Raw genomic sequence first — 23,178 nt, forward strand, 5'->3', positions numbered from 1 at the left:
TCCCGGGCGGCGGCTACCCGGCAGGATCGCGGACATGCCCGCACCATCGACCGGGAGCGCCGCCGCGCTCGACGAGCCGGACCTGGGCCACCACGGGGACGCCGAGGTCACCCCCGGCCTGGTGGACCTGGCGGTCAACGTGCGCCGCGCCCCGATGCCGGACTGGCTGGCCGACCCGGTCACCGCCGCGCTGGGCGACCTGGCCGCGTACCCGGACCCGGCACCGGCCCGCGCCGCCGTCGCTCACCGGCACGGGCGACCCCCGGAGGAGGTACTCCTCACCGCCGGCGCCGCCGAGGGTTTCGTCCTGATCGCCCGCGCGTTGTCCGGTGTCCGCCACCCCGTGGTGGTGCACCCGCAGTTCACCGAGCCGGAGGCCGCGCTCCGGGCCGCCGGGCACCGGGTGGACCGGGTGCTGCTCGACCCCGCCGACGGCTTCCGCCTCGACCCGGCCCGCGTCCCCGACGACGCCGACCTCGTCATGATCGGCAATCCGACGAACCCGACCTCGGTCCTGCACCCGGCGGACACGATCGCCGCGCTGGCCCGTCCCGGCCGGGTGCTCGTGGTCGACGAGGCGTTCGCCGACACCACCGCCGCACCCGGCGTCGACGGCGAGCCCGAGTCCCTCACCGGGCGCCGCGACCTCCCCGGGCTGGTGGTGGTGCGCAGCCTCACCAAGACCTGGGGCCTCGCCGGGCTGCGGATCGGCTACCTGCTCGGCGACGCCGCGCTGCTGGCCCGGTTCGCCGCCGCGCAGCCGCTCTGGGCGGTCTCCACCCCGGCGCTCGCCGCCGCCACCGCCTGCGCCACGCCGGCCGCCGTCACCGCCGAACGCGCCATCGCCGCCGAACTCGCCGCCGACCGCGACCACCTGGTGACCCGCCTGTCCGGCCTGCCCGGGGTACGCGTGGCGGGCCGCCCGGCCGCCGCCTTCGTCCTGATCCACGTGGCCGGCGCCGCCGACGTACGCGAGCGGCTGCGCGCGCACGGCTGGGCGGTACGCCGGGGCGACACCTTCCCCGGGCTCGGCCCGGACTGGCTCCGGATCGCCGTACGCGACCGAAGCACCACAGACGCGTTCATCGAGACGCTGGCACGGATCCTGGAGGCATGATGCTGGAGCCCACCGTCGCGGCCGTCCGGCCGCTGGACGAGGCCGCCATGGCGGCGGCCCGCGAGTTGCAGGGGCGGCTGACCAAACCCGCCGGCTCGCTCGGCGCCCTGGAGCCGCTCTCGGTACGCCTCGCCGGGCTGGCCGGCGCCTGCCCGCCGCCGCTGCCCGAGCCGGCCGCGGTGGCGATCTTCGCCGGTGACCACGGCGTGCACGCCCAGGGCGTGACCCCGTGGCCGCAGGAGGTCACCGCGCAGATGATCGCCAACTTCCTGGCCGGCGGCGCGGTCGTCAACGCGTTCGCGCGGCAGGCCGGCGCCTCGGTCACTGTGGTGGACGTCGGCGTGGCAACCCCGATCCCCGGCGCCGAATCCGCCGACCCGGCCGGGCCGCGCCTGGTGTCCGCGAACGTCCGCGCCGGCACCCGCGACATGACTGTCACCGCCGCCCTCACCCGGGACGAGGCCCGTACGGCCGTCGAGACCGGCATCCGGGTCGCCGGCGAGCTGATCGACACCGGGGCGGGCATCCTGCTCACCGGCGACATGGGCATCGGCAACACCACCCCGTCGGCCACGCTCATCGCCGCGTTCTCCGGCGCGGACGCCGAGGCGGCCACCGGTCGGGGCACCGGGGTCGACGACGAGACGTACGCCCGCAAGTTGGCTGTGGTGCGGGCCGCGCTGGCCCGGCACGAGCCCGACCCGGCCGACCCGCTGGGCGTGCTGGCGAGCGTCGGTGGCCTGGAGCACGCCGCGCTGGCCGGCCTGATCCTCGGCGCCGCCGCCCGCCGGGTGCCGGTGCTGCTCGACGGCGTGATCGCGGTGAGCGCCGCGCTCGCCGCCGCCGCGTTCGCGCCGGACGCCGTGGGCGCCATGGTCGCCGGGCACCGCAGCGCCGAACCCGGCGCCACGGCGGCGCTGCGGCACCTCGGCCTGGAACCGCTGATCGACCTGGGCCTGCGGCTCGGCGAGGGCACCGGGGCGCTGCTCGCCCTGCCGGTGGTCACCGGCGCGGTCCGGGTACTGCACGAGGTCGCCACGTTCGACTCCGCCGGGGTGGCGGAGAAGTGACCGAGCCGGCCGGGCCGACGCCGCCCAGCCCGTACCCCCTGGGGTTGCGGCTGGGCGGACGGCGCGTGGTGGTCGTGGGCGGGGGAGCGGTCGCCACCCGGCGGGTCCCCGCGCTGCTCGACGCCGGCGCGGACGTGCTGCTGGTGTCGCCCGAACTGACCCCGGCGCTGCGCGCGCACGTCGACGCCGGACGGCTGCACTGGGAGCCGCGCCGGTTCGTCCCCGGCGACCTGGACGGCGCGTGGCTGGTCCAGGTGGCGGTGGACGACCGGGCCGCCGCCGCTGCCGTCAGCGCGGCAGCGGCCGAGCGGCGCATCTTCTGCGTACGCGCCGACGACCGGACGGCGGCGAGCGCGTGGACCCCGGCGGTGACCCGGCACGGCCCGGTCACCGTGGCGGTCCTCGGCGGCGGCGACCCCCGCCGAGCGATGGCGACCCGAGACGCCATCCGCGCCCTGCTCGGAAGGAAGGGCCCCCTGTTAACGCCTGCGGTAGAGGAAGGGGCCCCTCTTAACACCGGCGGGCGGGTCGCGCTCGTCGGCGCCGGGCCGGGCGACCCGGAGCTGATCACCGTGAAGGGGTGGCGACTGCTCACCGAGGCCGAGGTGGTCGTCGCCGACCGGCTCGTGCCCGGCCTGCTCCTGGACGAACTGCGCCCGGACGTCGAGCTGGTCGACGCCTCCAAGATCCCGTACGGCCCGTCGCGTGCCCAGGAGGAGATCAACCGGATCCTGGTGGACCGGGCCCGGGCCGGCAGGACGGTGGTCCGGCTCAAGGGCGGTGACCCGTACGTCTTCGGCCGCGGCGGCGAGGAGCTGCTGGCCTGTGCCGAGGCGGGCGTGCCGGTAACAGTGGTGCCGGGCGTGAGCAGCGCGATCGCGGTGCCCGAGGTGGCCGGGGTGCCGGTGACACACAGGGGCGTGGCGCACGAGTTCACAGTGGTCTCCGGGCACCTCGCGCCCGACGCGCCCGCGTCGCTGGTGCGCTGGGACGCCCTGGCCGGGCTGCGGGGCACGCTCGTGATCCTGATGGGCCTGAAGAACCTCGCCGCGATCGCCGCGACCCTGATCGCGCACGGCAAGCCGGCGGACACCCCGGCCGCGGTGATCCAGGAGGGCACCACCGCCGCCCAGCGGACGCTGCGCTCCACGCTGGGCACGGTCGCCGCCGACGTCGAGGCCGCCGCGCTCCGCCCGCCCGCGATCGTGGTGGTCGGCGACGTCGTCAACGCCCTGACCCCCACGCCCTGATCCCCGGCGCCCTCGCCCGCCGCCGCCCGCCTGATCGCGTCGATCTTGCACTTGGTGCCCACCGCGTGCCCGTTAAAGCCCAATTGCCGGGGCAGCAAGTGCAAGATCGCCGGGCCGGGCCGGGGCGGGGCGGGCCGGGCCGGGGCGGGGCGGGACGAGGGCGGGGCGGGGCGGGACGAGGGCGACGGCGGGGACCGGAAAGTCCCCGCCGCCGCCCTCGTACGGGCTCTACTGCTTGAGCATGTTGTCCAGCAGCAGGGCGCAGCGGATCAGGCCGAGGTGGCTGTACGCCTGCGGGTGGTTGCCCAGCCCGCGCTCGGCCAGCGGGTCGTACTGCTCCGGCAGCAGTCCGGTCGGCCCGGCCGTGTCGACCATCTGGGTGAACAGCTCCTCGGCGTCGGTCCGGCGACCGGTGCGCAGGTACGCCTCGATCAGCCACGACGTGCAGATGTGGAAGCCGCCCTCCCGGCCGGGCAGGCCGTCGTCCCAGTGGTACCGGTAGACGACCGGACCGCTGCGCAGCTCCGCCTCGATCTTGAGCACGGTGGAGAGGAAGCGCGGGTCGTCGCCGGCGAGCAGCCCGGAGATGCCGATCCACAGCGACGAGGCGTCCATCTCCTCGTACCCGTAGGCGACGCTGTACGCCTCGGCCTCCGGGTGCCAGCCGTGCTCCAGCACGTTCGAGGCGATCCGGTCGCGCAGCTCGACCCACTCGGGCCGGTCCTCGCCACCGTGGCGCCGTACGACGTGCAGCGCCCGGTCCACCGTCATCCAGAGCATGACCTTGGAGAAGACGTGGTGCCGCGGGGGGAGGCGGGCCTCCCAGATGCCGTGGTCGGGCTCGTGCCAGCGGCGGCGTACCGCCTCGACCATGTTCTCCAGCACCCGCCACTCGTCGTCGCGGATCGAGCCACGGGCGTCGGCAACCGCCGCGATCAGGTCCGCGACCGGGCCGAAGACGTCGAGCTGGAGCTGGTGGTTGGCGAGGTTGCCGACGCGTACCGGCCGGGAGCCGGCGTAGCCGGGCAGCGTGTCGATGACCGCCTCGGCACCCAGCTCGAAACCGTCCACGGTGTAGAGCGGGTGCAGCCGCTCCGGGTGCCCGCCGGTGCGCTCGACCACGCCGTCGATCCAGCGCAGCAGCCCTTCGGCCTCCTCGGTGGAGCCGAGGTCGACCAGCGCGCGGGCGGTCATCGCGGCGTCCCGCAGCCAGCAGTAGCGGTAGTCCCAGTTGCGGACACCGCCCAGTTCCTCCGGCAGCGACGTGGTGGCCGCGGCGAGGATCGAGCCGGTCGGCTCGTGGCAGAGCCCGCGCAGCGTCAGCGCGCTGCGGGCGACCAGGTCCCGGGCGGTGGCGGGCAGCCGCAGCGAGGCCACCCAGTCCTTCCAGGGCTGCTCGGCGGCGGCCTGCCGCTCGTGCACCGGCAACCGGTGCGGCTCCAGGCTCTGCGTGCCGAAGCGCAGCTCCAGCACCACCTGGCCGCCGGCCGCCGACAGGTCGACGACCGCCTTCGCGGTCTCGTACCCGGCGTCGTTCGTGACCTCCCACTCGACGCCGGGGGAGTGCAGCGCGACCGGCTCGTTGGAGCCGAGCACCAGCAGCCCGTCGTCGAGCGGCTGGAGCTGCACCGCCACCTGGCCGAACTCGGGGCGCGGTGCGAACTCGACGCGGGCCCGCCCGGTGCCGCTGAGCACCCGGACCAGTGTCGAGTCGCCGCTGACCACGACTGGGTCGTCCGGCGTGGTCTCCCGTACCGGCAGGTCGAGCCAGTCGGTCACGGTCAGGCCGGACCAGCGGGTCTCGACGGTCATCGTGTTGCTGCGGTAGCGCTGGCCCAGCGGGATGCCGCCGCGCTCCGGCCCGACCGTGAAGTGCCCGGCCGGGCTGCCGCCGACCAGGTCGGCGAAGATCGCCGCCGAGTCCGGCTTCGGGTGGCACAACCAGGTGATCTTGGCTTCCGGCGTGACGAGCGCGACGGTACGGCCGTTGGCGAGCATCGAGTGGCGCTCGATCGGCACCGCCCGCTCGCCGAACAGCCAGTGCCGCCGCGTCTCCAGCAGCAGCCCGAGCGCGCGGGCCGCCTCGATCGGTTCGGACACCCGGTAGTCGGCGCGAGTCTCCCCGGGGCCGATCTTGATGCCGACGTCCGGCCCGGTCAGGTTGCCGAAGGCGTTCTCGTCGGTGACGTCGTCGCCGATGAACAGCACCGCGCTCGCGGCGAGCTGGGTCCGGAGCTGGTCGACGGCGGTGCCCTTGTTCGTCACCACCACCGACAGCTCGATGACCTCCTTGCCCTGGGTGACTGTCACGCCCTCCCAGGTCGCGGGGCCGCTGCGGACCGCCTCGACGGCCCGGGCGGCGACGTGCGGGTCGACACCGCGGGTGTGTACGGCGACGCTGGCCGGCTTGCGTTCCAGGCGGATGCCCGGGTGTTCGGCGGCGATCTCGCGCAGTGCCTCGCGGAGCCGGTGCCGGACCGCGATCAGCTCGGGGGTGAGCCGCTCGACGAAGCCGATGTCGAACTCCGAACCGTGGCTGCCGACCAGGTGCACCTCGCTCGGCAGCCGGGACAGTGTGGCCAGGTCGCGCAGGGCGCGGCCGGAGACGACAGCGACGCTCGTCTGCGGCAGGGCGGCGAGCGCGCGGACGGCAGCCACCGACTCGGGCAGCGGCACCGCCTTGCTCGGGTCCTCGACGATCGGCGCCAGCGTGCCGTCGTAGTCGCAGGCGACCAGGAGTTGCGGAACCCGGGCGATACGGCCGATGGCGGCACGCAGTTCGGGATCCAGCACGCCGCCGTGGGCGGCGGCGGGGGCGGGCGAGGTCACGCAGCCTCCGAATCGGGGACGCCGAGCTCGCTGAGGAACGACTTGGCCCATTGGCCCACGTCGTGGCTGCGCAGATGGCGCTGCATGACGCGCATCCGGCGGCGGGCTTCGGGCTTTTCGACATGCACGGCCCGCAGCAACGCGTCCTTCACCGCGTCCGGGTCGTGCGGATTACACAGGAACGCCTGGCGCAGCTCTGTCGCGGCGCCGGCGAACTCACTGAGCACGAGCGCGCCGCCCTGGTCGGCGCGCGATGCGACGTACTCCTTGGCCACCAGATTCATTCCGTCTCGCAGCGGGGTCACCATCATCACGTCGGCCGCGACGTACATCGCGGCCAGTTCGGAGCGACTGTACGACTGATGCAGATAATGCACTGCAGGCACGCCGACCCGGCCGAATTCACCATTGATCCGGCCAACCTCGCGTTCCACCTTCACCCGAAGTGCCTGGTAGTGCTCCACACGCTCGCGGCTGGGCGTGGCGACCTGCACCATAACCGCGTCCGGAACTGTCAACTTTCCGTCAGCGAGGAGTTCTCGGAAGGCCTTCAGCCGGAGTTCGATGCCCTTGGTGTAGTCGAGCCGGTCGACGCCCAGGATGATCGTCTTCGGGTTGCCCAGCTCCTCGCGGATCTGCTTGGCCCGGGCCTGGATCGCCGGGTCCTCGGCCAGCCGTTCCATCTCCTTGGTGTCGATCGAGATGGGGAACGCGCCCGCCTTCACCTGCCGGCCGTCGACCTGGATCATCTGGCCCTCGTAGCGCAGGCCGAGCAGGTGCCGGGCCAGCCGGACGAAGTTCTGCGCCGCGAGCCGCTGCTGGAAGCCGACCAGGTCCGCGCCGAGCAGTCCACGCAGGATCTCGGTGCGGAACGGCATCTGCATGAACAGCTCGATCGGCGGGAACGGGATGTGCAGGAAGAAGCCGATCCGCAGGTCCGGCCGCAGCTCGCGGAGCATCGCCGGCACGAGCTGGAGCTGGTAGTCCTGGACCCAGACCGTCGCGCCCTCGGCGGCGACGTCGGCTGCGGCCTCCGCGAACCGGGCGTTGACCAATCGGTACGCCTCGCGCCAGCGCCGCTTGTAGGCGGGCGTCTCGACGGCGTCGTGGTAGAGCGGCCAGATGGTCGCGTTCGACTGGCCCTCGTAGTAGCGCTCCAGTTCCTCGGCGCTCAGCGGCACCGGGTGCAGCCGGATGCCCTCCAGGTCGAACGGCTCGGGCGCGGCGCCGGTGCCACCGGCCCACCCCACCCAGGTGCCCTGGTGCTCGGCCAGCACCGGGTGCAGCGCGGTCACCAGCCCGCCGGGGCTGCGCCGCCACTGGCGTCCCTCGGGTGTGCTCACCTCGTCGACCGGCAGACGGTTGGCCACTACGACAAAGGAGCTACGGACGGTCACGATCGGCCACCTCCGGGTACTGACGGGTCCACCGCGATGAGCGTACTGAGCGTAGCTGCGGCGTCTGATCCCCCGTGCCGGAGTTACCTACCCGTCCCAGAACCGCCGAACCCACCGCGTGATCTTGTCGACACCTAAGGCTCAGAGGTCGATGATCGGCCACTCCTTCGGCAGCACCTCACCGAGCAGTTCCCGCCGGTCGCTCATGATCGGTGTGGTGGCCCGCGCGGCCTCCAGCGCCACCTGGGCGAGGTCCGTGCTCAGGAGCGTGCGCGACCAGCCGCCGAGGAACATGCACATGTCGTGCGCCACCGGCGTGACGACCACGTGGTCGAGTTCGCCGAGGATGTCCAGCAGGCGCCAGCCGTCGACGGCCACCTGCTGGTACGCCTGGGCGAGACACAGCGCCGGCACGATCACCGTCTGCCCCCGATCCGCGACCGACGCGATCTGCTCCCCGATCGCCTCGGTGCCTTCCGAGTAGGCCAGCAGGCAGGCGGTGTCGAGCACCAGCCCGGGGTCAGTCACGGGTCAGCCGTCCACGTGACGGCTCGCTCAGCAGTGCGGCGGCCCGGGCGCGCAGCTCCGGGGTGATCTTCGCCTGGGCCTCGTCGAGCGCGTGGCCCGCGTCGGCGAGCCCGCCGTCGGACAGCCGGAAGCCGACCTGCCGGAGCGTGTGCCGGGTGCGCTCGCCCGCCATCCGCCGCCGCACGCTCTCGGTGACGAACGCGGAGACGTTCGGCTCCTGGGCCAGTCGTTCGGCCACGTCGTCGGGGACGCTGATGGCGATCTTCTTGGTCATACTGAAGACGTTAGCGAGTAGTACCGTGGTCGGCAACGCGGCTCGCCGCCGTACCCCTGGGGTGGGGTGATGTGGGCGTGGCGGTCCGTACCTGTCAGGATTGACGGCGGCGTGCGCGCGGCCGGCTCCCGGCCGGCGGTGGCAGGCGGAGATCGACGCCCGCGCCCCGCACCCGACAAGCCCGCGATCGCAACCGACGGAGGTAGCCCGCACCGTGGCCCAGTTCATCTACGTCCTGGACAAGGCGCGCAAGGCGCACGGCGACAAGGTCGTGCTCGACAACGTGACGCTGAACTTCCTGCCGGGTGTCAAGATCGGGGTGGTCGGTCCGAACGGCGCCGGTAAGTCCAGCCTCCTCAAGATCATGGCAGGGCTGGACCGGCCCAGCAACGGCGAGGCCCGGCTGATGCCCGGCTACTCCGTCGGCATGCTCGCGCAGGAGCCGCCGCTCAACGACGCCAAGACGGTCCTCGGCAACGTCGAGGAGGCGGTCGCCGAGACCAAAGCCAAGCTGGAGCGGTTCAACAAGATCGCCGAGCAGATGGCCACCGACTACTCCGACGAGCTGATGGAGGAGATGGGCAAGCTCCAGGAGGAGCTGGACGCGGCCGACGCGTGGGACATCGACTCCAAGCTCGAACTCGCCATGGACGCGCTGCGCTGCCCGCCGCCGGACGCCGACGTCACCACGCTCTCCGGTGGTGAGCGCCGCCGGGTGGCGCTGTGCAAGCTGCTGCTGGAGGCGCCGGACCTGCTGCTGCTCGACGAGCCCACCAACCACCTGGACGCGGAGAGCGTGCAGTGGCTGGAGCAGCACCTGGCCAAGTACGCCGGCACCGTCCTGGCGATCACCCACGACCGGTACTTCCTGGACAACGTGGCCAACTGGATCCTGGAGCTGGACCGCGGGCGGGCGTACCCGTACGAGGGCAACTACTCCACCTACCTGGAGAAGAAGGCCGCCCGGCTCTCCGTCGAGGGTCGCCGCGACGCCAAGATGAAGAAGCGCCTGTCCGAGGAACTGGAGTGGGTCCGCTCGAACGCCAAGGCGCGGCAGACCAAGTCCAAGGCCCGTCTGGACCGCTACGACGAGATGGCCGCCGAGGCGGAGAAGACCCGGAAGCTGGACTTCGAGGAGATCCAGATCCCGCCGGGCCCGCGCCTGGGCAACACCGTGATCGAGGCGCAGAACCTCACCAAGGCGTTCGGCGACCGGGTGCTGATCGACAACCTGTCGTTCTCGCTGCCCCGCAACGGCATCGTCGGCATCATCGGCCCGAACGGCGTCGGCAAGACCACGCTGTTCAAGACCATCGTCGGGCTGGAGCAGCCGACCAGCGGCTCGGTGCGCGTCGGCGAGACCGTCTCGCTGTCGTACGTCGACCAGAACCGGCAGGGCCTGGACGGCGACAAGACGGTCTGGGAGGTCGTCTCCGACGGGCTGGACCACCTCATGGTGGGCAAGGTCGAGATGCCGTCCCGGGCGTACATCGCCGCGTTCGGCTTCAAGGGGCCGGACCAGCAGAAGCCGACGAAGGTGCTCTCCGGCGGCGAGCGCAACCGGCTCAACCTGGCGCTGACGCTGAAGATCGGCGGCAACGTCATCCTGCTCGACGAGCCGACGAACGACCTGGACGTGGAGACGCTGTCCAGCCTGGAGAACGCGCTGCTGGAGTTCCCCGGCTGCGCCGTGGTGATCTCCCACGACCGGATGTTCCTGGACCGGGTCGCCACGCACATCCTGGCCTGGGAGGGCGACGACCAGAACCCGGCGAAGTGGTTCTGGTTCGAGGGCAACTTCGAGGCGTACGAGAAGAACAAGGTCGACCGTCTCGGCGCCGAGGCGGCCCGGCCGCACCGGGTGACCTACCGCAAGCTCACCCGCGACTGACCGGTGCTGACCCTTGTCTGACCGGTTCGTCTACCACTGCGCGCTGCGCTGGTCCGACCTGGACGCGTACGGGCACGTCAACAACGCCCGCTTCCTCACGCTCTACGAGGAGGCCCGGGTGGCGATGATGTTCGCCGGCGGCCGGGCGTGGGGAGTGGGCTCGTTCGCCGACGGGGTGGTCATCCGCCGGCACGAGGTCGACTACCTGCGCCCGGTCGACTACGCGCTCGGCCGGGCCAGCGCGGAGGCCGCCCCGACCGTCCGGATCGAGCTGTGGGTCGACCAGATCCGGGCCGCGTCCTTCTCGGTCGCGTACGAGCTGTACGACGGCGACACGCTGGCCGGCACCGCCCGCTCGCTGCTGGTGCCGTTCGACCTGTCGGCGCAGCGCCCGCGCCGGATCTCGCCGGAGGAGCGGGCGTTCCTGCTCCGCTACGCGCCGGGGCTGAGCGGATGACCGGGCACGGGTTGACCGGAACGGCTGACGCCGGGGCCTTCCTGGCCCGGCTGGTCCGGTTCGACCCGGCCACGGTGGTCCGGCTGCGGCCGGTGCCGGGCGCGGGCCGTACCGCCCTCTGGGCGCGGCTGCCGTGGGGTGTGCTCGTGGTCCGTACCGTGCCCGGCACCGCCCCCGGTGACGTCACGGTGGCCGCGGGGGAGCTGCTGGCCGAACTCTCCGCCGGGGGTGCGGCGCTTCCGGTACGCCGGGACGACGGCTGGCGGTGGCAGCTGCCACCGGCGGCGAGCCGGGCGGTGGAGGCGCTGCCCGGCGCCGAGCTGCTCCGGATCGCGGACGCGGCGGCCCTGACGCTGCGCGAGGCGGCGACGCACGGCGTGGGCGGCCGTGCGGTCGGGCAGCGGGTGCTGCGGGACGCGCTGCTGGACCACGTCGCCGTGGTGGTGACCCCGGACGAGGCGCCGGGCAATCCGGTGGAGGTGTCGCAGCGACTGGTCCAGGCGCTGGTCCGGATGGGTTTCCTCGGCACCGGCGAGGACGACGTTCAGGTGCGGGCGGCTGGTCGATGGGTCGGGCTCGTCGGACCGTTCGGGTCGGCCTGGTCGCGGTCCGTCGCCGATCTTGCACTCAGGCCGACAGGTGGTCATCCGAAAGGATGACCCCGGTTCGTCCTTCCGGTTTGGGGCGGTCGTTGGGGGGATGCCTCAAGCCGTCTGTCCGGGTACCGTCCATCCTCGGATCCAACGCACCGTAGGCGTCCGGATCCGCTGGGGAGTGAGGTGCGCGAGCGATGCCGTGGTGGTCATGGCGCCCTGGTCCCGCCGCTGGCGGGGAGCCGGAGACTCGAAGCGGGACCACAGTGGATGACACCATCCGGGTCGGACCACCGACCCCTCGGCAGCCGGGGGACGACGTGGCGCCACCCGAGCGTCCGGTCCTCACGGACATGCCGGCCACCGTCGCTCCGGTCACCCTGAGCCGGGTCTGCGACGCGCTCGACCTGCTGGACGTGCGCTATCTGGCCGACGGCGACGGCAACCTGCTGGCCATGTGGGAGCGGCATGCGGTGCTCGTCGCGCTGGAGGGCCCGGAGGACGAGATCCTGGTGATGCGGGCCCGCCCGCACGCGACCGTCCCGCCGGACTGGGCCGACCGGGCCTACCGCGTGGTGAACGAGTGGAACCACACCCGGCGCTTCTGCAAGGCGTACATCGGCGACCCGACCGAGCGCGGTCAGCTCCCGATCTACGCCGAGTTGCAGGTCCCGCTCGGCGCCGGCGCCCACGACGCGCTGCTGGTCGAGATGCTCGACTGCGGCGCCGCTGTCGCTGTCACGTTCGTCGACTGGCTGCACGACGAGGGCGCCCTGCTCTGAGCCGGGCTCAGCCCGCGGCCGGGTCCTCCATCGCGTTCACCATGAAGTAGGCGGCCCGCTCCAGGTAGTCCCACAGCGCGGCGGCGATCTGCGGCGGCAGGTCGAGCGTGTCCACCGCCCGGCGCATGTGGCGCAGCCAGGCGTCCCGCTCGGCCGCGCCGATCCGGAACGGGGCGTGCCGCATCCGCAGCCGCGGGTGGCCGCGCTGCTCCGAGTAGGTGTGCGGGCCACCCCAGTACTGCATGAGGAACAGGGTCAGCCGGTCCGCCGCCGGGCCGAGGTCCTCCTCCGGGTACATCGGCCGCAGCAGCGGGTCGTCGGCGACGCCGGCGTAGAACTCGTCCACCAGCTTGCGGAAGGCCGGTTCGCCGCCGATCGCCTCGAAGAGGGGCATCGACTCGCCTGGGGAAGTCACCCTTCCATCCTGCCAGGTGCGGCCCGGCACCCGCGCCCGCCCGCCGGGCGGCGCGGATCACGTCACCGCGTGCCGGCGCCGGCCGTGCTCGCGGTTCCGGTCGCCCGACGCCGGGCCGTGCGCGTGCGCGGGCGGCGCTCCGGCGCCGCCCGGCGACTCGGCGCGGGCGGCCGCGATGGCCTCGTTGATCACCTGCGGCCGGGGCCAGGCGAGCGCCGCGACGATCATGATCAGAACCCCGGCGGCGCTCCAGACGCCGACCACGGACGGGACCGAGAACCGCTCCGCGAGCGCGCCCGTGGCCAGCACCGCGGCGCCCTGGATGACCTGCGTGCCGCTGGCCATGACGCCGAACGCCCGGGCCCGGAATCCGTCCGGCAGCGCCTGCACGAACAGGCCGTTGGCGACCGGGACGAGCCCGGCGACGGCGAAACCGCACCCGGCGGCCAGCAGCGCCACCACCGTCGGCGGCGGGTTGAACAGCGCGGGTACGAGTGTCGCCGGCGCGATGATCATCAACGGTCGCATCAGCGTCAGTCGCCGCTCCGGGCCGACGAGCCGGCTGATGGTCAGCCCGCCGAGGATGTATCCGACCGGGACGGCGGCCATGATCAGCCCCTGGGCGGTGCCCGCGTCCATCCGGCCCCCGGCCCGGTCGGCGGCCCAGCCCGCGGCCAGCCCTTCGGGGACGATGGAGAAGAGCATCGCGCTGAACACCAGCACCGCGATGGCGCGCAGCACCGGCCGCTCGAAGACGATCTGGAAGCCCTGGACGGTCTCCCGCAGCAGGTGGCTGCGGTGCACGTCGGCCATCGCCGGTGGTCGCTCGCGTACGCCGAAGCGGACCAGCGCGGCCGACAGGGCGAAGGTGCCGGCGTTGATGAGCAGCGCGGTGTTCGGGTTGAGCGCCGCCACCGTGGCGCCGATCAGGTAACCGACGACCTGGGCGGCCTGACCGGCGCTGGCGAAGGCGGACAGGCCCACGACCAGCCGGTCCCCGGTCAGGATGTGCGGCAGCAGCGCCGACCGAGCCGCCTGGCTGGGCGGGTTCGCGAGCGTGGCCAGGAAGATCAGCGCGAAGATCGACCAGGTCGGCACCCAGGGCATCGCGACCAGCGCCATCAGCGCCATCCGGAGGAGGTCGCAGATGACCATGACCCGCCGGTAGTGGTGCCGTTCGGCGAGCGCGGAGAGCAGGGGGCCGCCGACCAGCCAGGGAAGGTAGCTGGCGGCGAACGCGGCGGCGGAGAGCGCGACCGAGTCGGTCTCGCGCAGCACGAGCACGGTGACCGCGGCGCGGGCCAGGTAGTCGCCTACCCAGGAGAGGGTGTTGGCGGCGAAGATGGCGCGGAACTCCGACTGACCGAAGACGTCCCGGAAGGTGGCCGGGCCCTCCTGGGCGGGTCGCGCATCGGACACCGTCGCCTCCATCGTTCCTGGTCGACCACTTGTGATGGCCCGACCGGGAACCGTCGTCAGATCAACCGATCAGCGAGGACACGAGCACGCCCCCCGGTGGAGCGTGTGCACCGGATTCTGCCCGATCGTCTGACAACTGGCTAGGGCGAACGGATTGATCGTCGCATCTCCGACTGAACGAACGGACGATACCCGAGGGGCCGCGCGGTGCGCGACCCCCGGAAATAGTCCGGCTCGTGCGGCGACTCAGGTGGGTCCGGCGGTGCCCGTCCCCTCGGCGGCGGGCGGCGCCGGCGGCTGGACCGGCAGGCCCGGGAACAGCCGGGCGGCCGCGATCTGCGCGACGATCCCCGAGTTCTCCAGCGCCTCCGCGAGGCGGCGGCGCAGTTCGCGGCCGACCGCGAACTGCCCGTCCGCGGTGGTCTTGACGACGGTACGGATCACCGCGCCGTCGACTGTCATCTGCTCGACGCCGAGGACCTCCGGCTCCTCCACGATGCTCGGCGCCAGCTCCGGGTCCAGCGCCACCGACGCCGCCGCGGTACGCAGCACGGCGGTGGCCTCCTCGGTGCCGGCGAACCCGATCGGCAGGTCGACCACGACCAGCGCCCAGCCCTGGCTCTTGTTCCCGACCCGGACGATCTCGCCGTTGCGGATGTACCAGAGCACGCCCCGGCCGTCCCGGACCGTGGTGACCCGCAGCCCGACCGCCTCGACCACGCCCGTGGCCTCGCCCAGGTCGACCGTGTCGCCGACGCCGTACTGGTCCTCGATCAGCATGAACAGGCCGGCGATCAGGTCCTTGACCAGGCTCTGCGCGCCGAAGCCGAGCGCCACGCCGGCGATGCCCGCGCTGGCCAGCAGCGGAGCCAGATCGAAGCTGAACTCCTTGAGCACCATCAGCAGCGCGATGCCGAAGACGAACGCGGTGACCATGCTGCGCAGCACCGACCCGATCGCCTCGGCCCGCTGCCGCCGCCGCTCCGGCACGAACTGGTCCGGGTCGAGCGAGGCGCTGGGGATCCGCTCGCGCAGCGGGCGCAGCATGGTCGGCACCGCGCCCTCGGTGGTGGTGCGCACCAGCCGGTTGATGGTCCGGTGCAGCGCCCACCGGGCGGCCACCGCGAGCAGCAGGATCAGCGCCACCCGCAGCGGCTTGAACAGGATCCAGTAGCTGCTCTCGGCGAACCAGGCGGAGTTGGTCACCCGGTACACCCATTCGCAGGAGCTGCTGCCCTGGCAGTCCGGCTTCCGGTCGGAGACGGCGGCCAGCACGGCGGAGATCAGGTCGGAGACGTTCACTGTGCTTTCGTACCGCACGCCTGGCGGACGACGGACACCGCCACCTCGGCGAAGTGTCGCTACCGGCGGGGGTAGCCCGGGATTAGTACGTGCAATCCGGGGCGCGATCAGGGACTATTGGCGCAACGGACGTCGGGTGATCCGGCCGGCGTCGGAACCGTTCCGCGCTGTCCGCGGGGCGGTTCCGACGCAGACGGGGCGGAGCGACTGGACCGGGAGGGTGAGCGCGATGCCTGACATACGACCCACGGCGGGCTCCGGTGCACTCGTTCTCAACGCCACCTACGAGCCCCTGTGCGTCGTGTCGGTGCGTCGTGCCGCGATCCTCGTCCTCTCCGCCAAGGCGGTCTGCGTCGCCGACGGCGAGGGCATCCTGCACAGCGCGCGGAACGCGTTACCGGTGCCCTCCGTGGTACGCCTGACCCGCTACGTCCGGGTGCCCTACCGCACCCACGTCGGGCTGTCCCGGCGGGCCGTGTTCGCCCGCGACGGGTGGCGGTGCGCGTACTGCCGGGGGCCGGCCGAGACCATCGACCACGTCTTCCCGCGCAGCCGGGGCGGCCGGCACGCCTGGGAGAACGTGGTCGCCGCCTGCGCGCGGTGCAACCACACCAAAGGCGACAAGACCCCGGCCGAGCTGGGCTGGCGGCTGCACCACCTGCCGGCCGCGCCCAAAGGAGCCGCCTGGCGGGTGCTCGGCCACCGCGCCCCCGACCCGCGCTGGGCGGACTGGCTCGACCTGCGTGAGCCGGAGCCCGAGGCGGCCTGACCGGCGCCCTCAGCGCGCCTTGACCAGCGACGCGTAGACGACCAGGTTGTCCGCGTACCCGGTCTCGCCGCCCACCCAGCGCCCGCCGCAGGTGATCAGCCGCAGGTTGGGCCGGCTGAAGTCGCCGTAGACGTCCTCCACCGGCAGCTTCTCCTTGCCGTACCGCTCGATCGAGGTCACCTCGAACACCGCCACCGAGCGGTCCTCGCGGGACACCTCGATCCGGTCGCCGTCCTCGAGGTCCTTCAGGCCGTGGAAGACCGCCGGCCCGGTGGTGGTGTCGACGTGCCCGACGAGCACAGCCGGGCCGTACTGGCCGGGCGTGGGGCCCTGGTCGTACCAGCCGACCTCGCCGGCCCGCTCCACGTCCGGCACGTCGATGCTGCCGTCCGGCGCGATGCCGACCCGGTGCACCGGCGCGCGCAGGTCGAGCTTGCCGATGCTCAGGTTGGTCGGTGGGCTGGCCGGCAGCACCGGGAACTTCTTCGGCGGCGGGCGCAGGCCGGCGACGATCCGGTCCGGCAGCACGCTGACCCCGGTCACCCGTTCCAGCCCGAGCATGGCCACGATCAGCGCCATCACGCTCGCCACCACGAGCACCGGGACCCCGGGGCTGCGGCTCGGGGCGTACCGGCGGGTGGTGGTCCTGGTGGCGCGGGCCGGGACCGGGCCGGACCGGGGGTCCGCGGTGGCGACGCTGGCCGTGAACGCGTGCCCGGCGACGTGGGCGAACCGGCGCGCGGCCCGGCCGGTCAGCCGCAGCGCGGCCCGGAGCCGTCCGGTGCGCTCCGCCGACCGGCGCGCGGCGGCGCGGCGGCGGGTGCGGTCCGCCGCCGGTCCGGTACGGCCCCGGCGGCGCGATGAGCGGGCCATGGTGGCACCTCTCGTCAGGCACGGCCGCCGGTCTTGCGGCGGGCGCTCACACCGGCCACCACTGCTACCGCGACCAGACCGCCGACCAGCAGCAGCGAGCCCGTGCCCCGGCTACCCGCGGTGCCACCGCCGCCGGTCGCCGGCCCCTTGCTCGGCTGCGCCATGTTGAGCACGGTGAGCATGGTCGAGGCGGTGTTGCCGTTGGAGCAGTCCAGGTTCACCGGGTAGTCGCCCGGCGCCTTGTTGCCGGGCACGGTGACCGAGCCGGTGAGGAAGCCGTTGTCCGGCCGCAGCGTCACCCGCCCGAAGGCGTCCGAGGTGACCTGCGCCTGGCGGTTGTTGCTGTTGTCGCAGCCGGCTCGCAGGTTCACCCGGGATCCGGCCTGGACGCTGTTCGGCGTCACCTCGATGAACACGCTCTCCCCGGCCCGGGCCGGTGGCGCGGTGGTCAGGACGAACGCCGCCACCAGGCCGAACAGGCCCAGCAGGGACGACAACGCACGATGTGACAGGAGCCCTCGCATGGTTCCCCCCTCCCGGCGCGACGGTGCGCCGGACCACTGACGGGCAGCGGCGCCTGCTTTCCCGGAGGGCAGGGGAAGCTAACGAGGCGCCTTGACCACCGGATGCCAGGCCAGCGGGGTGGAGAGCACCATGGTGCTGGACGGCTGCCCGTACGGCGCGAGGCGGTCGATGACCTCCTCGAACTCGCCCATGTTGGTGGCGGCGACCTTGAGCATGCTGCAGGCGTCCCCGGTGATCCGGTGGATCTCCATGATCTCCGGCCAGCCGGTGACCTCGGGGTCGTTGAGGATGCAGCGCGCGCCGTAGCAGGACATCCGGATCAGCGCGAGCACGGTGCGCCCGGCCCGGGTCAGGTCGACGTGGGCGTGGTAGCCGGTGATCACTCCGGCTTCCTCCAGCCGCCGTACCCGCTCGGCCACAGCGGGCGGCGACAGGTGGACCCGGCGGGACAACTCGCTGTACGACAGCCGGGCGTCGGCCTGGAGTTCGCGCAGCAGGGCCCAGTCCATGTCGTCCACGCGCGGACCTTCCTTCCGTAAAGACGGCGACGCGAGATGGTTTCAGTTCGCGAAGTGAGACCACCATACCGCCGTTGATCAGGCATTCCATTCGCGCGCCCACCAGCGGGATCATGATTTCTACCCCGCGCACGGACGGAGAATGACTGTGGAACAGACGACGGCGGTGCGCCCGGTAACCCCCCAGGAACGGGCGGCTCGGGCGGCGCGCAACGGCGGCGAGCCGACGCTGGAGTTCGCCGACCGCGTGCCGTACGACGCGTACGTACGGGCCAGCACGCTGCACCGGCTCCAGGAGCCGCTCAGCGACGACCCGGGCGAGATGTCCTTCCTGATGGTCAGCCAGATCATGGAGCTGTACTTCGGCCTGACCTGCCACGAACTTCGGCACGCCAAGCGCGAGCTGCGCGAGGACCGGATCTGGGAGGCGCTGCCCCCGCTGCGCCGCGCCGCGCTGCACCTGGAGGGCCTCAACGCCGCGTGGCACGGCCTGCGCTGGATGAGCCCGGCCGACTTCAACCGCTTCCGCGACCGGCTCGGCGAGGGCTCCGGCTTCCAGTCCGCCATGTACCGGCAGCTGGAGTTCCTGCTCGGCCTGCGCGACCGGGCGCTGATCCGCCCGTTCCGCCGGCAGACCGAGGTGTACGACGAGCTGACCGCCGCGCTCGCCGTCCCGAGCCTCTGGGACGAGGTGGTGGCGCTGCTGGCCCGCAAGGGCTTCGACGTGCCCGCCGAGCTGCTGGCCCGCGACGTGAACGCCGAGCACGAGGCGCACCCCGCGATCGAGGCGGCCTGGGTGCGGATCTACGGGGACAACGGCCCGGACAACCACCTGCGCCTGCTCGGTGACGCGCTCACCGACGTCGCCGAGGAGTTCGGCGACTGGCGCTGGAACCACGTCAAGGCCGTCCAGCGCACGATGGGCGCCAAGGTCGGCAGCGGCGGCTCCGCCGGACTGGCATGGTTGCAGCGCAGCATGGCCCGGGTGGTCTTCCCGGAGCTGTGGTCGGCCCGCACCGCGATGTGACGAGAGAGAACAGCATGCACACCCCCGAGAACGAAGCCCTCCGCCGCGACGCCGCCGACCCCGGCCACCGGCACCTGTTCCACATCCCACCCGCCGACGGCGGGCGCTACCCCGACACGGCGTACCTCGCCGGCAACTCGCTCGGCCTGCAGCCCCGGGCCACCCGGGACGAACTCCTCGCCGATCTGGACGCCTGGCAGCGCCTGGGCGTCGAGGGGCACCTGGAGTCGGAGCGGCCGTGGCTGCCGTACCACGAGCTGCTGACCGCACCGGCCGCCCGCCTGGTCGGCGCGCTGCCCGCGGAGACCGTGGTGATGAACTCCCTGACCGTCAACCTGCACCTGCTGATGGTCAGCTTCTACCGCCCGGCCGGCGAGCGCACCCGGATCGTGATCGAGGACAGCGCGTTCCCCTCGGACAGCTACGCGGTGCGCAGCCAGGCCCGCTTCCACGGCCTGGACCCGGACACCACAGTCGTACGCCTCAAGCCGCGCCCCGGCTCCGACACGCTCGGCACCGAGGACGTGCTGGACTTCCTGGCCCGCGAGGGTCACACGGTGGCGCTGCTGATGCTCGGCGGCGTGAACTACCTGACCGGCGAGCTGATGGACATCCCCGCCATCACCGCCGCCGGCCGGGCCGCGGGCGCGGTGGTCGGCTGGGACCTGGCGCACGCCGTCGGCAACGTGCCACTGGCGCTGCACGACTGGGACGTCGACTTCGCCGCCTGGTGCTCGTACAAGTACCTCAACTCCGGCCCGGGTGCGCTGGGCGGCGTCTTCGTCCACGAGCGGCACCTCGGCGACCCGTCGATCCCGCGGTTCGAGGGCTGGTGGAGCACCGAGGCGGCCACCCGGTTCGAGATGACCCCGGTGTCCCGGCCGCCGGCCACCGTGGAGGCGTGGCAGATCTCCAACCCGCCGATCTTCGCGATGGGCCCGGTGCGGACGTCGCTGGAGCTGTTCGACTCCGTCGGCATGCCGGCGCTGCGCGAGCGCAGCCTGCGGCTCACCGCCTGGCTGGAGCAGCTGCTCGACGAGGTGACGCCGGGCCGTCCGCTCACCGTGGTCACCCCGCGCGACCCGGCTCGCCGCGGTTGCCAGCTCTCCGTGCGTATCGGGGTGGGCAGCGCGAACGAGCTGACCAAGCGCCTGCGGCACGAGCACGGCGTGGTCGCCGACGCCCGGGAGCCGGACATCGTCCGGTTCGCGCCGGTGCCGCTGTATTCCACGTACCACGACTGCTGGCGGGTCGCCGAGGCGCTGGCGGCGACGTTTGAGAAGGAGGGCTCGTGAGCGCGAGGAGTGAGCGCGACGAGATCGCGGTGGTGGGCGCCGGGCTGGCCGGCTGCCTGCTGGCCTGTTACCTGGCCCGCCGTGGCTACCCGGTGGCCCTCTACGAGCGGCGGCCCGACCCGCGTACCGGCACCGTCGAGCGAGGCCGGTCGATCAACCTGGCGCTGTCCGAGCGCGGCCTGGACGCGCTGCGCCGCATCGGCCTGGAGGACGAGGTGATGGCGGACGCGCTGCCGATGCGCGGCCGCATGATCCACCCGGTCGAGGGCGAGCCGGAGTTCCAGTCCTACAGCGGCTCCGGGGACCGGGCGATCAACTCGATCAGCCGGGGCGCGCTGAACAACGCGCTGCTCGACGCCGCCGCCGCGCTGCCGAACGTGCGCGTCGCGTTCGACCACCGGCTGGTCGGGCTCGACCCTCTCGGCGGCGAGATGACGTTCGAGACGCCGCAGGGCAAGGTCACCGCCACCGCCTCGGTCGTCCTCGGCGCCGACGGCGCCGGCTCCGCGGTGCGCGGGCAACTGCTCGCGTACGGCGGCGTGACGGAGAGCCTGGACTTCCTCGACTACGGCTACAAGGAGCTGACCATCCCGCCGCTGGGCGGGGAGTTCGCGCTCGACCCGGGCGCGCTGCACATCTGGCCGCGCGGCACCTCGATGATGATCGCGCTGCCGAACCCGGACCGCTCCTTCACCTGCACGCTGTTCTGGCCCACCCACGGCACCCGCAGCTTCGCCTCGCTCAGCAGCCCGGCGGCGATCGAGCAGTTCTTCGCCACCCACTACCCGGACCTGGTCCCGCTCGCACCGAACCTGGTCGACGACTACCAGCACAACCCGGTCGGTGTGCTCGGCACGGTGCGCTGCACGCCGTGGCAGGTAGCAGGCAAGGTCGGCCTGATCGGCGACGCCGCGCACGCCATCGTGCCGTTCTACGGCCAGGGCGCGAACTGCGCGTTCGAGGACGTGGTCGAGCTGGACCGCTGCCTCGACGAGTGCGACGACGAGTGGGCCGCCGCGCTGCCGCTGTTCCAGCACCGCCGCCAGGACAACGCCGAGGCGATCGCCCGGATGGCGCTCGCGAACTTCGTGGAGATGCGGGACAAGGTCGCCTCGCCGGTGTTCCGCACCCGCAAGCAGGTCGAGCACGCGCTGGAGCGCGCGCTGCCCGGCCGCTACGTCTCCCAGTACGAGCTGGTCTCCTTCTCCACCACCCCGTACGCGCAGGTGCGCCGCCGGGTGCGCGCGCAGTACGCGGTGGTCGGCGCGGTCGCGGCCGGCGCGGTCGCGCTGCTGGCCGGTGGGGTCCGCGCGGCGCTGGGGCGGCGGCGATGACGCTCTGGGATCCCCGGCTGATGACCGGGCACGCACCGGACGGCCCCGGCCTGCTGCGCAACTTCGTCGGCGGCGAGTTCGTCGACGCCGGTTCCCGGTTCACCAAGCGCAGCCCGGTCACCGGCGAGCCGGTGTTCGAGGTGGCCGAGGCATCGCAGTCGACAGTGGACGACGCGGTCGCGGCGGCCCGTGCGGCGCTGCGCGGCCCGTGGGGCCGGATGGGGGAGCGGGAACGCGCCGAGGTGCTGCGCCGGGTCGCCGACGAGCTGGAACGGCGCTTCGACGACCTGGTGGCCGCCGAGGTCGCGGACACCGGCAAGGCCATCTCGCAGGCCCGGACGCTCGACATCCCGCGCGGCGCGGCCAACTTCCGGGCGTTCGCCGAGATCGTGGCCACCGCGCCCACCGAGTCGTTCACCACAGTCACCCCGGCCGGGGGCCGGGCGCTGAACTACGCGGTCCGCAAGCCGGTCGGCGTGGTCGCGGTGATCGTGCCGTGGAACCTGCCGCTGCTGCTGCTCACCTGGAAGGTCGCCCCGGCCCTGGCCTGCGGCAACGCCGTGGTGGTCAAGCCCAGCGAGGAGACCCCCGCCTCGGCCACGCTGCTGGCCGAGGTGATGGCCGCCGCGGGCGTGCCGGACGGCGTGTTCAACCTGGTGCACGGCTTCGGCCCCGGCTCGGCCGGCGAGCACCTGACCCGGCACCCCGGGGTGGACGCGATCACGTTCACCGGCGAGTCGGCGACCGGCAGCGCGATCATGCGCGCCGCCGCCGACGGCGTGAAGGCGGTCAGCTTCGAGCTGGGCGGCAAGAACGCCGGCCTGGTGTTCGCCGACGCCGACCTGGACGCGGCGGTCGCCGGTTCGGTGCGGTCCAGCTTCACCAACGGCGGCCAGGTGTGCCTGTGCACCGAGCGCATCTACGTGCAGCGGCCGGTGTTCGAGGAGTTCACCGCGCGCCTGGCCAAGCGCGCCGGCGAGCTGGCGTACGGCTGGCCGGACGACGAGGCGACGGCGAACATGCCGCTGATCTCGCACGGGCACCGGGACAAGGTGCTCGGCCACTACGCGCTGGCCCGCACCGAGGGCGCCGAGGTGCGCGCCGGTGGCGGCACGCCGCGCTTCGGCGACGCCCGCGACGGCGGGGCGTACGTGCAGCCGACGGTGCTCACCGGACTCGGCCCGGACGCCCGCACCAACCAGGAGGAGATCTTCGGCCCGGTGGTGCACGTCGCGCCGTTCGACGACGAGGACGAGGCGTTCGCGCTGGCCAACGGCACCGCCTACGGCCTGGCGGCGACGGTGTGGACGCGGGACGTGGGCCGGGCGCACCGGGCCGGCGCCCGGCTCGACGCCGGCATCGTCTGGGTCAACACCTGGTTCCTGCGCGACCTGCGCACCCCGTTCGGCGGGGTGAAGGCGTCGGGTGTGGGCCGCGAGGGCGGCGTGCACTCGCTCGACTTCTACTCCGAGCTCACCAACGTCTGCGTGGATCTCACATGAGCGCGCGTGGT

At 73.1% G+C, this 23,178-nt stretch carries 22 protein-coding genes; 12 read left to right on the top strand and 10 right to left on the bottom strand.

Features of this window, described 5'->3' with window-relative positions:
• Positions 1–34: 34 nt before the first annotated feature.
• The 3 genes from cobC to cobA are packed head-to-tail and all read left to right on the top strand — an operon-like array spanning position 35 to position 3,437.
• Positions 35–1,117, top strand: a complete 1,083-nt coding sequence (gene cobC / locus O7607_RS18580) for an Rv2231c family pyridoxal phosphate-dependent protein CobC (RefSeq protein ID WP_269704496.1) — start codon at positions 35–37, stop codon at positions 1,115–1,117.
• Positions 1,117–2,187 (top strand): nicotinate-nucleotide--dimethylbenzimidazole phosphoribosyltransferase, encoded by a 1,071-nt coding sequence (cobT, locus tag O7607_RS18585; RefSeq protein ID WP_269707018.1) that lies wholly within the window; start codon positions 1,117–1,119, stop codon positions 2,185–2,187. The genes cobC and cobT overlap by 1 nt, the downstream gene beginning before the upstream one ends.
• A complete protein-coding gene (cobA, locus tag O7607_RS18590) occupies positions 2,184–3,437 on the top strand; it encodes a uroporphyrinogen-III C-methyltransferase (RefSeq protein ID WP_269704497.1) in 1,254 nt (417 codons plus the stop codon). The genes cobT and cobA overlap by 4 nt, the downstream gene beginning before the upstream one ends.
• A gap of 228 nt (positions 3,438–3,665) precedes the next feature.
• Here cobA and otsB read toward each other — a convergent pair whose 3' ends face one another.
• From otsB to O7607_RS18610, 4 genes are all read right to left on the bottom strand, one after another.
• Positions 3,666–6,266 (bottom strand): trehalose-phosphatase, encoded by a 2,601-nt coding sequence (gene otsB / locus O7607_RS18595; RefSeq protein WP_269704498.1) that lies wholly within the window; start codon positions 6,264–6,266, stop codon positions 3,666–3,668.
• A complete protein-coding gene (locus O7607_RS18600) occupies positions 6,263–7,663 on the bottom strand; it encodes an alpha,alpha-trehalose-phosphate synthase (UDP-forming) (RefSeq protein WP_269704499.1) in 1,401 nt (466 codons plus the stop codon). The genes otsB and O7607_RS18600 overlap by 4 nt, the downstream gene beginning before the upstream one ends.
• A 141-nt stretch (positions 7,664–7,804) precedes the next feature.
• Positions 7,805–8,191 (bottom strand): hypothetical protein, encoded by a 387-nt coding sequence (locus tag O7607_RS18605; RefSeq protein WP_269704500.1) that lies wholly within the window; start codon positions 8,189–8,191, stop codon positions 7,805–7,807.
• Entirely contained in the window at positions 8,184–8,465 is a 282-nt protein-coding gene (locus tag O7607_RS18610; RefSeq protein ID WP_269704501.1) for a hypothetical protein, read from the bottom strand. Before O7607_RS18610 ends, O7607_RS18605 begins: the two co-directional genes overlap by 8 nt.
• 214 nt (positions 8,466–8,679) lie before the next feature.
• On the opposite strand from O7607_RS18610, the gene ettA reads away from it, so the two are divergent.
• The 4 genes from ettA to O7607_RS18630 all read left to right on the top strand — a co-directional run bounded on the left by ettA (position 8,680) and on the right by O7607_RS18630 (position 12,188).
• Positions 8,680–10,356 (top strand): energy-dependent translational throttle protein EttA, encoded by a 1,677-nt coding sequence (ettA, locus tag O7607_RS18615; protein WP_269704502.1) that lies wholly within the window; start codon positions 8,680–8,682, stop codon positions 10,354–10,356.
• A 13-nt stretch (positions 10,357–10,369) separates the two neighbouring features.
• Positions 10,370–10,813, top strand: coding sequence for an acyl-CoA thioesterase (locus O7607_RS18620; RefSeq protein WP_269704503.1), 444 nt, complete (start codon positions 10,370–10,372; stop codon positions 10,811–10,813).
• The gene (locus O7607_RS18625; protein ID WP_269704504.1) at positions 10,810–11,472 is read left to right on the top strand and encodes a hypothetical protein; all 663 of its coding nucleotides are present in this window, start codon (positions 10,810–10,812) and stop codon (positions 11,470–11,472) included. Before O7607_RS18620 ends, O7607_RS18625 begins: the two co-directional genes overlap by 4 nt.
• Positions 11,473–11,603: 131 nt before the next feature.
• Complete coding sequence (locus tag O7607_RS18630) at positions 11,604–12,188, top strand: YbjN domain-containing protein (RefSeq protein WP_269704505.1); 585 nt, start codon at positions 11,604–11,606, stop codon at positions 12,186–12,188.
• A 7-nt stretch (positions 12,189–12,195) separates the two neighbouring features.
• Here the strand turns inward: O7607_RS18630 and O7607_RS18635 are convergent, their stop codons facing one another.
• The 3 genes from O7607_RS18635 to O7607_RS18645 all read right to left on the bottom strand — a co-directional run bounded on the left by O7607_RS18635 (position 12,196) and on the right by O7607_RS18645 (position 15,324).
• A complete protein-coding gene (locus tag O7607_RS18635) occupies positions 12,196–12,582 on the bottom strand; it encodes a globin (protein WP_269707019.1) in 387 nt (128 codons plus the stop codon).
• 78 nt (positions 12,583–12,660) lie between these two features.
• Positions 12,661–14,034: an MFS transporter gene (locus tag O7607_RS18640; protein ID WP_269704506.1), complete on the bottom strand. Its 1,374-nt coding sequence runs from the start codon at positions 14,032–14,034 to the stop codon at positions 12,661–12,663.
• A 234-nt stretch (positions 14,035–14,268) separates the two neighbouring features.
• Entirely contained in the window at positions 14,269–15,324 is a 1,056-nt protein-coding gene (locus O7607_RS18645; RefSeq protein WP_433494073.1) for a mechanosensitive ion channel family protein, read from the bottom strand.
• A 229-nt stretch (positions 15,325–15,553) separates the two neighbouring features.
• Here O7607_RS18645 and O7607_RS18650 point away from each other — a divergent pair, with 229 nt between their 5' ends.
• A complete protein-coding gene (locus tag O7607_RS18650) occupies positions 15,554–16,093 on the top strand; it encodes an HNH endonuclease (RefSeq protein WP_013288071.1) in 540 nt (179 codons plus the stop codon).
• Positions 16,094–16,102: 9 nt separating this feature from the next.
• Here O7607_RS18650 and O7607_RS18655 read toward each other — a convergent pair whose 3' ends face one another.
• The 3 genes from O7607_RS18655 to O7607_RS18665 form a co-directional block, all read right to left on the bottom strand.
• Entirely contained in the window at positions 16,103–16,966 is an 864-nt protein-coding gene (locus O7607_RS18655; protein WP_269704508.1) for a class F sortase, read from the bottom strand.
• A gap of 14 nt (positions 16,967–16,980) precedes the next feature.
• Positions 16,981–17,490, bottom strand: coding sequence for a hypothetical protein (locus O7607_RS18660; protein WP_135241659.1), 510 nt, complete (start codon positions 17,488–17,490; stop codon positions 16,981–16,983).
• A 78-nt stretch (positions 17,491–17,568) separates the two neighbouring features.
• Positions 17,569–18,009, bottom strand: a complete 441-nt coding sequence (locus O7607_RS18665) for an Lrp/AsnC family transcriptional regulator (protein ID WP_269704509.1) — start codon at positions 18,007–18,009, stop codon at positions 17,569–17,571.
• A 142-nt stretch (positions 18,010–18,151) separates the two neighbouring features.
• Here O7607_RS18665 and O7607_RS18670 point away from each other — a divergent pair, with 142 nt between their 5' ends.
• The 4 genes from O7607_RS18670 to O7607_RS18685 are packed head-to-tail and all read left to right on the top strand — an operon-like array spanning position 18,152 to position 23,167.
• Positions 18,152–19,036, top strand: a complete 885-nt coding sequence (locus O7607_RS18670) for a tryptophan 2,3-dioxygenase (protein ID WP_269704510.1) — start codon at positions 18,152–18,154, stop codon at positions 19,034–19,036.
• Positions 19,037–19,050: 14 nt separating this feature from the next.
• Positions 19,051–20,331, top strand: coding sequence for a kynureninase (gene kynU, locus O7607_RS18675; RefSeq protein WP_269704511.1), 1,281 nt, complete (start codon positions 19,051–19,053; stop codon positions 20,329–20,331).
• Complete coding sequence (locus tag O7607_RS18680; RefSeq protein ID WP_269704512.1) at positions 20,328–21,665, top strand: FAD-dependent oxidoreductase; 1,338 nt, start codon at positions 20,328–20,330, stop codon at positions 21,663–21,665. The genes kynU and O7607_RS18680 overlap by 4 nt, the downstream gene beginning before the upstream one ends.
• A gap of 20 nt (positions 21,666–21,685) precedes the next feature.
• A complete protein-coding gene (locus tag O7607_RS18685; protein ID WP_269707020.1) occupies positions 21,686–23,167 on the top strand; it encodes a 2-hydroxymuconic semialdehyde dehydrogenase in 1,482 nt (493 codons plus the stop codon).
• The last annotated feature ends 11 nt before the right edge of the window (positions 23,168–23,178 follow it).

The sequence above is a fragment of the Micromonospora sp. WMMA1949 genome (genome assembly GCF_027460145.1).
In the GTDB taxonomy this organism is placed as follows: domain Bacteria; phylum Actinomycetota; class Actinomycetes; order Mycobacteriales; family Micromonosporaceae; genus Micromonospora.